Here is a 13882-nt window from a genome sequence, read left to right as displayed (position 1 = left end):
GGCTCCATGCTCCCGGTCGAACTCTATCGCGGCGACGAGGCCCTGCGGAACGACCGTGAACGCGTGATCCGCCCAAGCTGGCAGTTCATCGGCCACGAGAGCCGGTTGCCGGCCGCCGGCGACTACCTGGCTGACGTCCTGGGCGGCGCGCCGATCCTGGTGGTGCGCAAGGCGGACGGCGCGCTCGCCGGCTTCCACAATGTCTGCCGCCACCGGGCGGGCGCCCTCGTGGCCGATGGGTCGGGCAACTGCGGCGAGGCCTTCACCTGCCGCTACCACGGCTGGAGGTACGCCCTGGACGGGCGCCTGCGCAGCGCCGTCGACTTCGGCGCCCTGCCGGGGTTCGACCCCCGCGAGTACGGCCTCTACCCCGTGCGGCTGGAGACCTGGCGCGGACTGATCTTCGTCAACCAGGATCTGGACGCCGCGCCGCTGGCCGACCTAATGGCGCCCCTGGCGCGGCGCTGGGCCGACGAGCAGTCGTCGTTCCCGCTGGTCGAGGCGCGTCGCCACGACATCCGCTGCAACTGGAAGGCCTACGTCGAGAACTACCTCGAAGGCTATCACATCAAGTCGGTGCATCCCGAGTTCGACGGCGACGTCGTTGTGGCCGAGTACCGCACGGAGATCGAGGGCGAGGTGATCTTCGCCCACGCGCCTTTGCGCGATGCATCCGTCTACGGCGGCCTGTGGGCGTGGCTGTGGCCGAACCTGGCGATCAACGTCTACCGGCACGGCTACATGGTCGAACGGATGACGGCCGCAGGCCCGGCGCACACCCGGCTGGACTACTTCTACTTCTTCGATCCGGCCTACGCCGATGAGCTGCCGGCGCTGTTCGAGTTCTCCGACCTGGTCACCGTCCAAGACCTGCAGGTCTGCGAGGAGGTGCAGCGCAACCTCGAGGCGGGCGTGTACCAGGGCGGCGTCCTGTCGCCGAAGCACGAACAGGGCGTGGCCTGGTTCCAGGATCGCGTCGCGCAGGGCCTCGGCCTCCCCGGGCCGCCGAAGCTGGCGGCCGTCAGCTAGGGCCATGGGCGCCTCGATCGCGTGGCCCAGGGAACACCTTGGCGGATCGCGTGCTATGGTGGGTATGCAACAACGGAGCCTGCCTATGAAGCTCTCCGACGACGACCGTGATCGTCTGGCCCTGCACAGCGCCTTCGCGGTCCATCAGATCGCCCGATGGATCGCCACGCGGGACGACGTACCCAAGGACATCCGCGATCGCCTGCGCGGCCACATCACTGCGCTGGAAGGCGTGATGGTGACCAGTGGCCACGACTGGATCCGCGACGAGATGGAAGCCACGGAAGCGGCGCTGAACGCCTAGACCGGAGGCCGATCCGGCGCGGCGCGAGGCGGACGTCTACTCGGCCGCCAACGCCTGGGCCGGCTTGCGCGATCGGTGATAGGGGCGGTCTCCCAGGATCGTGGCGCGGTTCATGATCCGGCGGTGCGGCAGGTAGTCGTTGACCGCGTAGTGCTGGGTGATCCGGTTGTCCCAGAACGCGATGGCGTTGTCGCTCCAGCGGAAGCGGACCTGGAACTCGGGCTTTGTGACATGCTCGAACAGCATGCCCAGGATCGCGTCGCTCTCTTTGCGGCGCAGGCCCTTCAGCCGCTCGGTGAAGCCGAAGTTCACGAACAGCGCGTCCTCTCCGGTCTCGGGGTGGGTGCGGACCACGGGGTGCAGCACCGGCGGGTGCTCGGCCATGGCCTTGGCGTGTTTCTCTGCCCCGGCGGCGTTGGCGACGATGCCCCGCTGCGGAAAGCCGCGAGCGAAGTCATGGACGGCGTCCAGGCCCTCCAGATAGCCGCGGAACGACGGCGACAGCGCCTCGTAGGCCGCCTTCATGTTTGCCCAGATCGTGTCGCCGCCACTGGCCGGCAGGCTCTTGGCGTAGAGGATCGAGCCCATCGGTGGGGTCTCGATGAAGGTGACATCCGTGTGCCAGCTGTCGTTGTCGGTCGGATTGTCCTTGTGGTTGTCCAGGATGAACAGCTCAGGCGCCTCGGGCACGCCGGGATAGAGCGGGTGCGTGTGCAGGTCGCCGAAGCGCGCGGCGAAGTCCCGGTGCTGGACCGGGGTCAGGTGCTGGTCCTCGAAGAACAGGACCTGGTGCTTCAAGAGTGCGGCGCGCAGCGTCCCTGCCAGGTCGGCCGATACGCCCTGTGAGAGGTCCACGCCCTCGACCATCGCCCCGATCGTGGGCGTCAACGCCCGCACCGTCATCGTCATCACGCTTCTCTCCTTGCGCGGCAGCGGGAACGACATCCCGGACGCCACGTCAAAGATGGGCGCTTTCCGCTTGCCTGCGAGGGGTGGGCGCCGCACCGTGGCTTCTAAATTCAAACAACTGTTGGGAGACGCGCCGCCATGTCCATCGACTTCGAAATTCCCGCCGAGGCCAAGGCCATCCGCGAGCGCGTCCGCCAGTGGGTCCATGACGAGTGCATTCCCGCGCAGGAGCGGATCACCGACAAGGAAAGCTACAAGAAGGTCATCGACGAGCTGCGCACCAAGGCGCGCGCCCAGGGCCTCTGGATGCCCTTCGTGCCCAAGGAGTACGGCGGCATGGGCCTGGGCCCGCTGGCCAATGCGCTGGTCCAGATGGAGCTGGGCGAGAGCTACATCGGCGCGCTGTCGATGAACTCCCAGGGGCCCGACGACGCCACCATCCTCACGCTGATCGCCCACGGCACCGAGTACCAGAAGGAGAAGTTCCTCAAGCCGCTGCTGAACGGCGAGAAGCGCGTCTGCTACTCCATGACGGAGAAGGCCGCCGGCGCCGACGCGACGGGCATGCGCACGACTGCGGTCAAGGACGGCAACGAAAACTACGTGCTGAACGGCGAGAAGTGGTTCTCGTCGGCCGCCAGCGCCGCTGACCTGGCCCTGGTCATGGCTCGAACCGACACCGAGGGCCCGCGCCACCAGCAGTTCTCGACCTTCATCGTCGAGCTGCCGAACCCCGGCTACAAGATCAAGCGCGACATCCCGACGATGGCCGCCGAGGGTCCGCTCAGCCACATCATGGGCGGCGGTCACTCCGAGATCGAGATCAAGGACCTCGTGGTCCCGGCCGAGAACATCGTCGGCGGCGTGGGCCGCGGCTTTGACATGGGCCAGCACCGCCTGGCCTACGGTCGCCTTCGCCACGGCATGCACAACATCGCCATGGCGCAGCGGGCGCTGGACCTGGCCGCGGCGCACATCACCAACCGCGAGACCTTCGGCTCGGCCCTGCACAAGCGTCAGGCCGTCCAGTTCATGATGGCCGAGTGCGCGAGCCAGCTCTACATCAGCCGCCTTATGCTGCTCCACATCGCCTACAAGGCCGAGAAGGGCATGGACATGCGGCAGGAGAACTCGATCGCCAAGGTCTACCTGGCCCACATGGTCCACCACGTGGTCGACACCGCGATCCAGCTCCACGGCGCCTTGGGCTACAGCCGTGATACGCCGCTGGCCGCGTGGTACACCCATATCCGCTCGCAGCGTCTGGTCGACGGGCCGGACGAGGTGCACCGCTGGACCGTGGGCCGCAACGTGATCAAGGCCTTCCAGGCCACGGGCACAACGGCCGGCGCCTGCGGCGGCGACCTGCTGTAGGCGGAACGATCTGCGTTCAGGAGGCGATACGCTCGGGTATCGCCTCTTCCATCGACGCGGCGCCGATCAGCGCCCCCAAGAGGTCGCGCACGTTCAGCGGCTTGGCCACGACGTTGTCCATCCCGGCGGCGCGGTAGCTCGCGACCTGATGCGGCATGGTGTTGGCGGTGACGGCAAGGATCGGAGTGCGGGGGCGGCTGAGCAACGTCTCGCGGGCGCGGATCGTCATGGTCGCGGTGGGGCCATCCATCACGGGCATCTGGACGTCCATCAGGATCATGTCCCAGTGCGCCGATTCCCAGGCGCGCACTGCCTCGGCGCCGTTTTCCACGAGAGTCGCCTCGATACCCAGTTGGCTCAGCAGGGTCTTCAGGACAATGCGGTTCACGTCGTTGTCCTCTGCGGCCAGCACGCGCAGGCCGCTGGAGGCGAGGGCGCCCGTGAGGGGGGCTGGGCGGTCCTCGGACGCGCCGTCGCCCACCCGGCCCAGAGGCAGATCGAGGGCGAAGGTGCTGCCCATGCCGGTGGCGCTGGTCGCGGTGATCGACCCGTCCATCGCCCGGCTCAGTTCCTGGCAGATCGCCAATCCAAGGCCTGTGCCGCCGTAGGCGCGCGTAGAGGACTCGTCGGCCTGCACGAACTTCTCGAACAGGCGGCCGATGCGGTCGGGCGCGATGCCGATGCCCGTGTCAGCCACCTCAATGCGGACCCCGGCGCCGGTCAGCCGGACCTGCACCGAGACCTGGCCTCTCTCGGTAAACTTCACGCCGTTCGAGATCAGGTTGGTGAGAATCTGACGTAGCCGGCCGGCGTCGCCGCGCCATAGGCCCTCCACGTCCGGGTCCAGGTCCAACGGGAAGGACAGGCCCTTCGCGGCGGCCTGCGCCGCGAAGGCGCCGTGCGCGCTGCGGACGACCGCCTGCAGGTCGAACTCTTCCATGCGCAGGGTCAACCGACCGGCGTCGATGCGGGCGATGTCGAGCAGATCGTCCAAGAGGTCGAGCAGGGCGCCGCCGCTGTTGCGGATCACCTTCAGGCGCTCGCGCTGACGCGGCTCCAGGTGCTCGAGATCCATCGCCTGGGCCATCCCCAGGACGCCGTTCAGGGGCGTACGGATCTCGTGGCTCATCCGGGCCAGGAAGTCGCTCTTCGTGCGATTGGCGGCTTCCGCGGCCAGTCGGGCCTCTTCCTGGACCTGGACCGCGCGCCTGGCCTCGGTCACGTCGTCATAGGCGCCCAGGCACATGCTCCACGGCGCGCCGTTCGCATCGGCGGTGGCGCGGTAGTGCACGCGGATGGTGCGGATCGAGCCGTCGCCCAGCGTCATGGTGGTCTCGAAGGACGGCATGGCGCCATCCGCGTCAATCGCGTTCATCGCCTCCGCAAAGGCAGGCAGGAAGTCCTCGCCAAAACCGCCCGCGCCGCCATAACGCGCAAACAGGCCGCGCGCCTCCTCGTTGGCCTCGATCATCTGCACGGCTTCGAATACCGACGCCCGGGTGGGGTAGAGCTCAAGCAGTACGTCGCCCAGCCTGGTGCGGCCACGCGCCGCCGCCTTCAGGCTGGCGTAGAGCTTCTCGGCATTGAAGCAGACCCGCGCCATGGGGCTGTGGTGGAACACCTGGCGCCAGCGATGCCTGCCCGCCTCGGCTTCGCGCATCGCCGCCCGCATTGCGCTGCGCTCGGCCGCCAGCGTCATCGCCGCCCGAACGATGAAGATGGTGTAGCCCACGCCGCCCACCGCCATCAGCAGCGTGTCGCCGAGCGGCACGTCGGTTCCACCCGCGAACCCCACCCAGAGCGGGGCCGCGATCAGACCGACGGCGGGTGGCGGAACCAACGCCCACATGGCGAGCCGCGAGCCGGACGCCTTCAGCGCATTCGCCAGCGACACCGCACAAAGCAGGAAGCAGGCGCCGCAAAGCGCGGTGGCCGTCGGCGTCATGATGATGACCCCGGCCAGACTCGCAAAGATCACAGCGCTCGCGCTCTGCGCCGCGGCAGCCGAGCGCCGGTGGATCCAGGGATCCGCCGCGGCCAGGGCGCGGCGGCTCACGATCGTTTCGATCAACCCGGCGGCCAGGGTGACGGCGAACCAGACGCCCACCCAGTTGTTGCCGGTGGCGAGCCAGGACAGGGCGCCGACAAGGCCCGCTTCGCCCGCCCGCGTCAGGTGCGCGCGGACGCGCCGACGCAGCACCACCTGGAAGCTTCCGCTCTCGTCCTGCAGCTGGCGCACGGCGGAGCTGACGGTCATGGGACCGTCATTCCGCGGACGCCAGAAGGGATACGCATCGCCTGATGCCTCGCCGAGCTACTCAAACTGAGAGTTAGGCGGGGCGGCCTAATCCGCAGTTAATTGTGGGAATCTGGAGACGTTCCAGGTGTAGGAGCCGGGACAAATTTCCAATCTGCGGGCCGAGCGTTCGAGTAACGGGAGTTTTGTCTGGAGGAGATTCCGGACGCGATAGAATTGGAGGCAGATGTGCGACGATCTGGCGCATGCCTTTAGACATCGTCCGGTCTGACCATGCCTGTCATCTTAACGACCAGGCAACGAACTCATGATTGCTTCTGCGTACGAGTTCGGCGCGCCCGGCGCCACCATAGCCGGGATGCGACGTTGACCCGGCCGGAGCCTCACCCCCCGCTCCGGTCGGGTCCTCAATTTGCGCCTCACCCCTTGACTTTCGCGCTGGTGCGACAACCGGCCGCAACAGGACATGGGGCGCCGGCCTGCAACAGTATCCACGCGTTAACAGTCGCGCCGTAACGCTGCGGGCAAGACCAAGAGGACCCCCCGTGTCGCACCCGATCCACTCGACGAATGACGATCTTCGTCGCGCCGTCTGCACCATGAGCGCCGACATTGAAGCCGCCCTGGCGCTGAGCCGCGCGGCGCTGCACGCGGTTGCGACCCTTTCGACGGCTCATTGCGCCGCGACGGAGCTGGCCCTGGATGAAGAGCTGGAGCGGGCCCACGAGTTCTCGGCGATCCGGACTGTCGAGGTGCTGGAAGACGCTCGGGCGCGGCTGCAGGTTCTGCCGGCGCAAATGGCCCTGATGGGCGTTCTGGAAGAGGCGCTGCAGGCTGCCGCCGATGCGCTGCCCGATCTCGACGAGGACGCGAACGCCGGGTCGCAGCGCCCACAATAGCGTCGCCCGACTCCTCAGCCGCTATATCTGAAGAGACGCCGTCGCGGCGTCAGCCGGTCGGAAGCACCCGGGCGCGAACGCGGCGGAGGCCGTCCAGGATCGTATCGGCGCCGGCGGCCTCCGCCTTGTCGCCCAGGGTGGCGAGCAGCCGGATGCCGTCGACATGTACGTCAATCGCCGGCCAGTTCACGGTTTCGCCGCTGCGGAAGCTGTCGGCCAGGTCGCAGAGGCTGAACGCGGCCTCGGCCAAGCCCTTCAGGCCGAACGTGCCGGCCAGACCAAAGATGGCGTTGGAAATGTCGTAGATCGTGTCGAACGCCTTGGGATCGCTGCCGTTCTTGCCCGCGGTGACGGCCGTCGCCATGGCCTCGGCCTTCTCGATGAGTGAGGCGAGCGTGACATCGCGGACGCCCTGGACCCGCATCTCGGCGGCCCTGACGTGGTCCGCGACGGTCTTGCCGCCGGGCCTGTCGACGAGCTTGGCGAGCTGGTTCTCGACGGTGAAGATGCGTGCAGTGGACATCAGACGATGGCTTTCGGCTTGAACAGGGCGTCGATTTCGTCCTGTTCGAGGTTTGGCGTGGAGGCGGCCCCGACTTCTGCTGACAGGTCGTCGTGTCGGCGGCCTTTGACTCCGACGGGCGGACCCAGCGCCTTCACGCGGCGATCGGGCCCACAGTAGCCGGGCGAGGTTACGAATTTGCGTTGATCGTTCAGCAGCCAAAGGATCCGCTGCATCATCACCATCGGTGCGACCGGCTTGCGCACCACGAAACTGGCGCCCGCGTCACGACCCTTGAAGATCTGCGACGGCTTGGTGTGGCCGGTGAGCAGAATGACGGGCGCGTAGCAGTTCGGCGCAATGTCGCTGCGCCGCAGCCAATGGATGAAGTCGTAGCCGGTCTGGTCCTGCAGGGCGCTGTCGACCACCACGAGGTTCAGGATCCGCTCGTTGACCGACGTGCGGGCCTCGGCGCCGGTGAGGCAGCGGCGAGGGGTGTGCACGCCGAAGCCGGCGAACATTTCGGCCAGGATATTGAGCCCTTCAGGATCGCCGCAGGCCAGCATCACCTCGGCGGTCGAGAGGTTGACCCGTTGTGACTTGCTTTGCGGCAGGCTCACGACGTCAGTCCCAGAAGGTCATCTGCTCGCCCGCCTCCGGGGCGGGGCTCATCGACGGGCCGGACAGGCGTCGCGCCTGCTCGGCCAGGGTCAGGGTGCGAATCGCCGCCTCAATGTCGGCGGCCAGACCGGCCGGCGCGGCCTCGGCCAGGGCGCCCACGAAGCTCGCGAGGCCGGACAGGCGTTGGCTGAGCAGATCGGCCGCCTGGGCGTCGATGATCAGGCTCGGATCGCTGGGCAGCGCCGCACCCACGAGCCGCGAGATCAGGCCCTGGAGCTGGTCGCCCAGATTCACCAGGTCGCTGGCCTCCTGGGCCACAAGGTCCAGGGATTCTCGCAGGCAGGGTTGAGTCGCGGCGCGCCCGCTCATCAGAAGAGTTCCAGGGCGCCGGTGTCTTCCACCTTGGCGACAGGCTGGCGACGCTCGGTGGCGAAGACCTTGGATTCCGTCGGCGCGAGAAGGATCTGCCGGGCGCGGCCGCTGACCGGCCAATACTGGATCCGGCGCGCGCGATCTCCGCGCAGGGAGCCGCCCAGGTAGTTCAGGCCTTCGTCGCGCACGAACTGTTCGGCGAACGCCGAGTTTTGGGCGCCGACATCCGACAGGCCGTCGAAAAGATGAGCCCCTCCGAACAGCTTGACCTCCAGTCGCTCGCGCCGCGCGCCCCTCCGCAGAAGGGCGTTCAGCAGGAGTTCCATCGACTGCACGCCGTAGCGCAGGCCTTCGTCGCCGGTCGCGCCGGGCAGCAGGAAGTGGTTCATGCCCCCGATACCCAGCGCCGTGTCGCGAATGCATGCGGCCACGCACGACCCCAGGATCGTGGTCAGGACCACATCTTCGCCTTCCGCGACGTGGAACTGCCCTTGGATCACATGGATCTTGCGCAGTTCCGCGTCATGGACGGGGTCTTGTGCGTGGGAACCGAAGCTCACGCGAGGACGCCGAAGATCGCTTCGATCTTTTCCTTGAGGGTGCCCACGGTGAATGGCTTCACGAGGTAGTTGTTGACCCCGAACTGCACCGCCCGCTGCACCAGCTCCTTGTCGGCGCGGCCGGTGAGCATGATGAAGGCCGTCTTCTGGATCGGCGGGTGCGAGCGAATGGCGCGCAGCAGCCCCAGGCCGTCCAGCTTGGGCATGTTGTAGTCGGAGATCACGAGGTGGATCGGCCGCGCCAGCATCTGGCGAAGGCCTTCTTCGCCATCCGGAGCCTCATAGATGGTCCGGAAGCCGAGCTGTTGAAGGCCTGTGCGAACCAGCGAACGCATGGTTTGCTGGTCGTCGACGATCAGGCAGGTGAGGGAAGAGCTCGCCGGCATCTCAGCGTTCCATTTCCTTGTTGGTCAGGTTTCGAACGGCCGGTCCCAGCCGTTCCAGGGGGAGTTGGCGTTCCACCGCGCCCAGTTCGTAGGCGGCGCGGGGCATGCCGTAGACAACGCAGGTGGCTTCGTCCTGCCCGAGGGTGCGACCGCCGGCCTGGCGGATCGCGAGCAGCCCGTTGGCGCCGTCCCGGCCCATGCCGGTCAGGATGACGCCCACGCTTCGGTCCTTCGCGCACCGCGCGACGGAATTGAAAAGCACATCGACCGAGGGGCAGTGGCCGCTGACCGGGTCGCCCCGGGTGACCTTGCAGCGCAAGTGCCGCGTGCCCTCGACTTCGAGGTGGAAATCGCCGCCCGGGGCTACATAGACGCGGCCGGGGACCAGTGGGTCGCCATCGCGGGCCTCCGAGACGGTAGCCGCGCTGGCGCGGTTCAGCCGTTCGGCAAAGCTCTTGGTGAAGCTGGCCGGCATATGCTGGGTGATTACCGTCGGCGCGCAGTTGGCGGGCAGCCGCTCGATCATCGTCAGCAGGGCCTCGACCCCGCCGGTCGACGAACCGATCGCCACGATCTTGTCGTTCGGGGTGAAGTCGTCGGTAGCCTGAGGCTCTTCGCGCTTGATGCGCTGGCGGACCCGGGCCTTGGCGGCCATCTTCACCTTCTCGGCGATCTGGCGGAAGCCTTCCGCGTCAGAGCCTCGCGGCTTTTCGATGCAATCCACGGCCCCCAGCTCCAGGGCCGCGAGCGTGGCGTCGGTGCCCCGGGCGGTCAGGGTCGAGACCATCACCACCGGCATCGGCCGCAGGCGCATGATCCGTTCCAGGAAGTCGATGCCGTTCATGTTCGGCATCTCGACATCGAGGGTGATGACGTCGGGGTTCAACAGCTTGATGGCTTCGCGGGCCTGCAAGGGGTCGCCGGCTTCGCCAACGACCTCCAGTTCGGGGTCGGCCGAGAGGGCGGCGCCGATCAGCTGCCGCATGACGGTCGAGTCGTCGACGACGAGTACACGAGTGTTCATCGAGCGCCCTCCTGGACGCGGCGATAGGTGGTGACGCCGTCCGGCTTGTAGGCCGCTACAGCCGGGCCTTGGATCCGTTCGGAGTGGCCGATGTAGAGGGCGCCATTCACCTGGTTGAGGGGGGCGAAGCGGCTCCACAGGCGAGCCTGGGTGTCGTCTTCGAAGTAGATTGCGACGTTGCGGCAGAAGATGGCGTCGAACTTTCCCTTCATGGGCCAATCGCCGATCAGGTTCAGCTCGTTGAAGGTGATCATCGAGCGGAGGTCGTCGCTCATGCGCACCCGGCCGTCGCCGGCGCTGGAGGTCCAGCGTTTGCGGTAGGCGTCGGGAATGCCCTCCAGCAGGTGCGGCGCGTAGGCCCCGCCACGGCCTTCGGCGACCATGTTCGGGTCGATGTCGGTGGCCAGGATCTTGACGTCCTTGTCGACGGCCTCGGGCATCAGCGACAGGATGGTCATCGCAATCGAGAAGGGTTCCTGCCCGCTGGAGCAGGCGGCGGACCAGATCCGCACCTTGCCGCCGCGCCGCGCCGCATCCAGCAGCGGCGGAAGCACCTTTTCCTTCAAATGGTCGAAGTGATGCGGCTCGCGGAAGAAGCGGGTGACGTTCGTCGTCAGCGCGGCAAGCATCTTCTGGCGCTCGTCCACGCCGTTGCCGTCGGCCACCAGCTCGCAATAGTCCTTGAAGCTCGTCAGGCCGAGGGCGCGCAGGCGCTTGGCCAGACGCGAATAGACCAGCGTCGCCTTCGCCTCCGGCAGCGAGATGCCGGCGTCACCATGGACCATCGCCGAAATCTTGCGGAAGTCGGCTTCGGTGAAGGCGAACTCGCCTTCGACCATATTGGCGCCCTGGCGCGCTGATGTGGTCGTAGAGACGGTCATCTAGGCGGCTTCCAGCTCCATGTCGGGCAGGACGCGATCGAGGCCGATGAGGCTGATCATGCGGCCATCCATCGCGATGAGGCCGCGGATGAACGACTTGGCCGTTTCCGACGCGACGTCCGGGGTCGGCTGGATAACGTCGTCGGTGACCGTCAGGATGTCGCTCACCGCGTCGACCAGCAGGCCCACGACCTGCTCGCCGATCTGGGCGACGATGATGACGTTCCGGTCGCTGGCCTCGGTGCTCTCGAAGCCCAGGCGCGAGGCCAGGTCGACGATGGGCAGCACGGCCCCGCGCAGGTTGATCACGCCCTTCACGAAGGAGGGGGATTGCGGGAGCGCCGTGGCGGCTGTCCAGCCGCGGATCTCGCGGATGGCCATGATGTCGACGCAGAATTCCTGCGCGCCGATCCGGAAGGAGATCAGCTCTTTCATGCCGCCAGCCTGCGTCTGGCCGTTGGAGGTGAGGATCTGGTTCATGATCAGGATGCCTTGCGCATGTCGCCGCGGGAGACGGTGACGATGGTGTCGATATCAAGGATGAGGGCCACGCGGCCGTCGCCCAGGATTGTGGCGGCGGCGACGCCCGGCACCTGCCGGTAGTTCGCTTCCAGAGACTTGATGACCACCTGGCGCTGGCCCTGGATCGCATCGACCAGCAGGGCCGCGCGGGACCCGCCTTCGCCTTCGATCAGCAGCGCGACGCCCTGGGTCGCTTCGAGGGGATCACGCCGGTAGCCCAGCGCCATGCCCACATCGATCAGGGGGACGAAGCCGCCGCGGATCGAGATGACCCGGGCGTGGCCGCCCAGGCTGTGGACGTCTTCGGCCTTCGGCTGCAGCGTCTCGACGATCGCGGTGATCGGGGCGACGAGCGTCTGGCCGTGGGCCGAGACCACCATGCCGTCCAGGACCGCCAGCGTCAGCGGCAGGCTCATGGTGAAGGTCGAGCCCTTTCCGGGCTTGGAGACGATGTTGATCCGGCCGCCCAGGGCCTGGATCGAGCGACGGACCACGTCCATGCCCACGCCGCGGCCGGAGATGTCGGAGACCTCGGTGGCGGTGGAGAAGCCCGGCATGAAGATCAGGTTGTCGATCTCCTCGTCCGAGAGCGTCGCCTCGGGCGCAACCAGGCCCTTCTCGATGGCGATGCCCTTGACGCGTTCGCGGTTGATGCCGCCGCCGTCGTCCGAGACTTCGATCACGATGCGGCCCGAGCGGTGGAACGCGGCCAGCTTGACCACGCCCTCGGCCGGCTTGCCGGCGGCCGCGCGCTTTTCGGGGCTTTCCAGCCCGTGGTCGATCGCGTTGCGGATCATGTGCGTCAGCGGGTCGGCCAGGCGCTCGATGACGGTCTTGTCGACCTCGGTGCCTTCGCCTTCGGTGACCAGGCGGACCGGCTTGCCGGTCATGGCGGCCACTTCGCGCACCAGGCGCGGCATCCGCTGGAACACCGACTTCACCGGCTGGGCGCGGATGGCCATTACGCTGTCCTGGATCTCCCGGGTCAGCTGCTCCAGCTCGTCAAGGCCCATGGCGACGGCGCTGGCGCGGGCCAGGCCCGCCTCCATCACGCGCTGGGCCAGCACGGCCTGGTTGATGACCAGCTCGCCCACGAGGTCGATCAGGCGATCGACGCGATCGAGGTCCACGCGGATGGTCGCGCCCGCCTCGGTCTTGCGCGGGCCGCCGGCGGCCTGCGATTCCGGCGCAGCTTCGGGAGCAGCCGGAGCGGGGACGCTCGCCACGACCGACAGGGTCGGCGCGGCCGCGACCGGCGCGGCGGCAACGGGCGCGGGCTCGGGTTCCGGCGCCGTGGTCGGCGAGAGGTTGGCGATCAGCGAGGCCACATCGACTTCGCCGGCGTTGGCGGGGACCACTGCGGGCCCCTCGTCTTCTGCGGGCGCTTCGTCCTGCACGCGCGCCATCAGAGCGGCCATATCGAAGCCGCCGTCGGCCTCGCCCCGCTTGGTGATCTCGAGCTCGCAGTCCCCGTCGACCCACTCGAAGACTTCGCGGATCGCGATCTCGTCGGTGTCGCCGGTGATGGTGATGGTCCAGGCGAGATAGGCCGCCTCGGGGTCGATGTCGGTCAGGGCCGGCACCTCGTGGGCGTCCAACTCCACCACGGCTTGGCCCAGGCGCGCGAGTTCGCGCAGCAGCAGGGCCGCTTCGTTGGCTTTGGCGTAAAGGTCGCCGCGCGGCTTGAATTTCACCACGAAGCCGGCGGGGCCCGCAGGTGCCTCGGGCATGTCGACGGCCGCGGCCATCGGCTGGAATTCGAAGTCGCCCCAGTCTTCTTCGGCCTCGTCCTCGTCTGCGGCCTGGCCGCTCATGGCCTTCAGTTCGTCCACGAGACTGGAGGCGAGGGGATGCTCGGCTTCCGATCCCTCGTGCGCCGCACGGACCAGGTCGGCCAGGACGTCGGCGGCCCGCAGCATGGTCTTCAGGACGTCTGGCGTGATGGGCACCCGGCCAGAGCGCATCTCGTCCAGGGCGGTCTCGAAGACGTGCGCGAAGCGGATCAGCGCTTCCAGCTGGAAGGCTCCGGCGCCTCCCTTGATCGAGTGTACCGCGCGGAAGACCGCGTTGATGGTCTCGGGATCCTGGTCCCCGCCTTCCATGGCGAGCAGGCCGGATTCCAGCTCGGCGAGCTGTTCCTCACATTCCTGGAAGAATGTTTCCCGGATTGCGGCTAGCGGATCCACTGGGCGTTTCCTTGAACTCGTCTTGGGCGGGCGAAGGGGTGGTCGCGTTCAGGTCG

At 67.7% G+C, this 13882-nt stretch carries 15 protein-coding genes; 4 read left to right on the top strand and 11 right to left on the bottom strand.

What is annotated here, in order from left to right; translation table 11 throughout:
- The first annotated feature begins 6 nt into the window (after positions 1-6).
- Both ACQ66R_RS05605 and ACQ66R_RS05600 read left to right on the top strand, forming a co-directional pair.
- On the top strand, positions 7-1029 hold the full coding sequence (locus ACQ66R_RS05605; RefSeq protein ID WP_430419979.1) for an aromatic ring-hydroxylating oxygenase subunit alpha: 1023 nt from the start codon (positions 7-9) through the stop codon (positions 1027-1029).
- An 85-nt stretch (positions 1030-1114) separates the two neighbouring features.
- The gene (locus tag ACQ66R_RS05600; RefSeq protein WP_293363924.1) at positions 1115-1333 is read left to right on the top strand and encodes a hypothetical protein; all 219 of its coding nucleotides are present in this window, start codon (positions 1115-1117) and stop codon (positions 1331-1333) included.
- 36 nt (positions 1334-1369) lie between these two features.
- Here the strand turns inward: ACQ66R_RS05600 and tauD are convergent, their stop codons facing one another.
- Positions 1370-2242, bottom strand: a complete 873-nt coding sequence (tauD, locus tag ACQ66R_RS05595) for a taurine dioxygenase (protein WP_430419976.1) — start codon at positions 2240-2242, stop codon at positions 1370-1372.
- A gap of 138 nt (positions 2243-2380) precedes the next feature.
- On the opposite strand from tauD, the gene ACQ66R_RS05590 reads away from it, so the two are divergent.
- On the top strand, positions 2381-3616 hold the full coding sequence (locus tag ACQ66R_RS05590) for an acyl-CoA dehydrogenase family protein (protein ID WP_293363922.1): 1236 nt from the start codon (positions 2381-2383) through the stop codon (positions 3614-3616).
- Positions 3617-3632: 16 nt separating this feature from the next.
- Here the strand turns inward: ACQ66R_RS05590 and ACQ66R_RS05585 are convergent, their stop codons facing one another.
- Positions 3633-5873: an ATP-binding protein gene (locus ACQ66R_RS05585; RefSeq protein ID WP_430419974.1), complete on the bottom strand. Its 2241-nt coding sequence runs from the start codon at positions 5871-5873 to the stop codon at positions 3633-3635.
- 545 nt (positions 5874-6418) lie between these two features.
- On the opposite strand from ACQ66R_RS05585, the gene ACQ66R_RS05580 reads away from it, so the two are divergent.
- A complete protein-coding gene (locus ACQ66R_RS05580) occupies positions 6419-6772 on the top strand; it encodes a hypothetical protein (protein WP_430419972.1) in 354 nt (117 codons plus the stop codon).
- A 49-nt stretch (positions 6773-6821) separates the two neighbouring features.
- Here ACQ66R_RS05580 and ACQ66R_RS05575 read toward each other — a convergent pair whose 3' ends face one another.
- From ACQ66R_RS05575 to ACQ66R_RS05535, 9 genes are read right to left on the bottom strand one after another with little or no spacing between them, the layout of a single operon-like run.
- Positions 6822-7295, bottom strand: coding sequence for a hypothetical protein (locus ACQ66R_RS05575; RefSeq protein WP_430419970.1), 474 nt, complete (start codon positions 7293-7295; stop codon positions 6822-6824).
- Positions 7295-7894 carry a response regulator gene (locus tag ACQ66R_RS05570; protein WP_430419968.1) on the bottom strand — a complete coding sequence of 200 codons (600 nt, stop codon included), beginning with the start codon at positions 7892-7894 and terminating at the stop codon, positions 7295-7297. Before ACQ66R_RS05570 ends, ACQ66R_RS05575 begins: the two co-directional genes overlap by 1 nt.
- A gap of 4 nt (positions 7895-7898) precedes the next feature.
- Complete coding sequence (locus tag ACQ66R_RS05565) at positions 7899-8264, bottom strand: hypothetical protein (protein WP_430419966.1); 366 nt, start codon at positions 8262-8264, stop codon at positions 7899-7901.
- A complete protein-coding gene (locus ACQ66R_RS05560) occupies positions 8264-8827 on the bottom strand; it encodes a chemotaxis protein CheD (protein ID WP_430419965.1) in 564 nt (187 codons plus the stop codon). Before ACQ66R_RS05560 ends, ACQ66R_RS05565 begins: the two co-directional genes overlap by 1 nt.
- Positions 8824-9213, bottom strand: a complete 390-nt coding sequence (locus ACQ66R_RS05555) for a response regulator (RefSeq protein WP_293363916.1) — start codon at positions 9211-9213, stop codon at positions 8824-8826. The genes ACQ66R_RS05560 and ACQ66R_RS05555 overlap by 4 nt, the downstream gene beginning before the upstream one ends.
- Position 9214: 1 nt before the next feature.
- Positions 9215-10237: a protein-glutamate methylesterase/protein-glutamine glutaminase gene (locus tag ACQ66R_RS05550; protein WP_430419963.1), complete on the bottom strand. Its 1023-nt coding sequence runs from the start codon at positions 10235-10237 to the stop codon at positions 9215-9217.
- The gene (locus ACQ66R_RS05545; protein WP_430419961.1) at positions 10234-11118 is read right to left on the bottom strand and encodes a CheR family methyltransferase; all 885 of its coding nucleotides are present in this window, start codon (positions 11116-11118) and stop codon (positions 10234-10236) included. Before ACQ66R_RS05545 ends, ACQ66R_RS05550 begins: the two co-directional genes overlap by 4 nt.
- Positions 11119-11598: a chemotaxis protein CheW gene (locus ACQ66R_RS05540; RefSeq protein ID WP_430419959.1), complete on the bottom strand. Its 480-nt coding sequence runs from the start codon at positions 11596-11598 to the stop codon at positions 11119-11121.
- A 2-nt stretch (positions 11599-11600) separates the two neighbouring features.
- On the bottom strand, positions 11601-13826 hold the full coding sequence (locus ACQ66R_RS05535; RefSeq protein ID WP_430419957.1) for a chemotaxis protein CheA: 2226 nt from the start codon (positions 13824-13826) through the stop codon (positions 11601-11603).
- Positions 13827-13882: the final 56 nt, after the last annotated feature.

Origin of the sequence: Phenylobacterium sp., assembly GCF_965284355.1 — a bacterium.
Taxonomy (GTDB): domain Bacteria; phylum Pseudomonadota; class Alphaproteobacteria; order Caulobacterales; family Caulobacteraceae; genus Phenylobacterium.
Note: the sequence above shows the minus strand (reverse complement) of the source record. Positions and strands in the feature narration are given on the sequence as shown.

What these genes read in the sequence shown, in the direction of transcription:
- ACQ66R_RS05590 (WP_293363922.1), top strand. Translation starts at nt 2,381, where the DNA reads ATGTCCATCGACTTCGAAATTCCCGCCGAGGCCAAGGCCATCCGCGAG.
- ACQ66R_RS05600 (WP_293363924.1), top strand. Translation starts at nt 1,115, where the DNA reads ATGAAGCTCTCCGACGACGACCGTGATCGTCTGGCCCTGCACAGCGCC.
- ACQ66R_RS05565 (WP_430419966.1), bottom strand. Translation starts at nt 8,264, where the DNA reads ATGAGCGGGCGCGCCGCGACTCAACCCTGCCTGCGAGAATCCCTGGAC.
- ACQ66R_RS05550 (WP_430419963.1), bottom strand. Translation starts at nt 10,237, where the DNA reads ATGAACACTCGTGTACTCGTCGTCGACGACTCGACCGTCATGCGGCAG.
- ACQ66R_RS05540 (WP_430419959.1), bottom strand. Translation starts at nt 11,598, where the DNA reads ATGAACCAGATCCTCACCTCCAACGGCCAGACGCAGGCTGGCGGCATG.
- ACQ66R_RS05605 (WP_430419979.1), top strand. Translation starts at nt 7, where the DNA reads ATGCTCCCGGTCGAACTCTATCGCGGCGACGAGGCCCTGCGGAACGAC.
- ACQ66R_RS05575 (WP_430419970.1), bottom strand. Translation starts at nt 7,295, where the DNA reads ATGTCCACTGCACGCATCTTCACCGTCGAGAACCAGCTCGCCAAGCTC.
- ACQ66R_RS05545 (WP_430419961.1), bottom strand. Translation starts at nt 11,118, where the DNA reads ATGACCGTCTCTACGACCACATCAGCGCGCCAGGGCGCCAATATGGTC.
- tauD (WP_430419976.1), bottom strand. Translation starts at nt 2,242, where the DNA reads ATGACGATGACGGTGCGGGCGTTGACGCCCACGATCGGGGCGATGGTC.
- ACQ66R_RS05555 (WP_293363916.1), bottom strand. Translation starts at nt 9,213, where the DNA reads ATGCCGGCGAGCTCTTCCCTCACCTGCCTGATCGTCGACGACCAGCAA.
- ACQ66R_RS05585 (WP_430419974.1), bottom strand. Translation starts at nt 5,873, where the DNA reads ATGACCGTCAGCTCCGCCGTGCGCCAGCTGCAGGACGAGAGCGGAAGC.